This window comes from Kordia jejudonensis (assembly GCF_001005315.1).
In the GTDB taxonomy this organism is placed as follows: domain Bacteria; phylum Bacteroidota; class Bacteroidia; order Flavobacteriales; family Flavobacteriaceae; genus Kordia; species Kordia jejudonensis.
Genome location: NZ_LBMG01000163.1, coordinates 1 through 882, shown reverse-complemented (window position 1 = coordinate 882; position 882 = coordinate 1). Strand labels below are relative to the sequence as shown.

Annotated in this window: 1 protein-coding gene; it reads left to right on the top strand. The window is 38.1% G+C overall.

The window, feature by feature from the left end:
• Window positions 1–882 (top strand): condensation domain-containing protein (locus tag AA089_RS23140; protein ID WP_046759399.1); only part of this gene is annotated, 882 nt, incomplete at both ends.

Here is an 882-nt window from a genome sequence, read left to right as displayed (position 1 = left end):
CAACTGACTTTGCACGTCCGCCAATTCAATCCACAGAAGGAACAACTTATCATTACGAAATATCAAAATCGCTTCAAAATAGCATAAAACAATTTGCACAGCAACACGGAACTACGTTATTCATCACATTACTAAGTGTTTACAAAGTATTATTATCACGCTATTCAGGTCAATTTGATGTCAGTGTCGGAACATCAATTGCAAACCGAGCACAAGCAGAAGTTGAAGGACTAATCGGTTTCTTTATGAATACCATTGTGTTACGTGACCAATTTTCAAGTACCGATACTTTTGAAGACTTACTCGAACAAGTAAAGACAACGTGTTTGGCGGCGTACGAACATCAAGATTTACCATTTGAACGTATTGTGGATGATTTAGCATTGGAACGCGATCAAAGCCGAAGTCCGTTATTTCAAACACTCTTCGTATTGCAAAACAATGAACAATTAACTGAATTGACGTTTGGAAACTGTACAGTAGAAAAAATGCCGCAAGAACAAACGACTTCGCAACTCGATTTGATTGTAAACGCGAGCGAAACAGCAGATGGTTTATTTTTAGATGTCGAATATTCGACTGCATTATTCAAAGAAGCGACTATTGCAAGAATGTTGACACACTTTGAACAATTACTAGTATCTGTAGTTGCAGATGCAAGTCAGGCAATTGGAAGTTTGCAAATGTTGGAAAGTACAGAAAAACAAAGGTTAATTCACGCTTACAATGATACATACACAGATTTTCCTAGTGTTTCTGTATTGGAACTTTTCAAAGCACAAGCCAACGAAAACCCAGCGGCAATTGCTGTTACGTTTCACGACAAACAACTCAGTTATGCAGAACTAGACGCGCAGTCGAGTCAACTGGCAAACTGTTTAT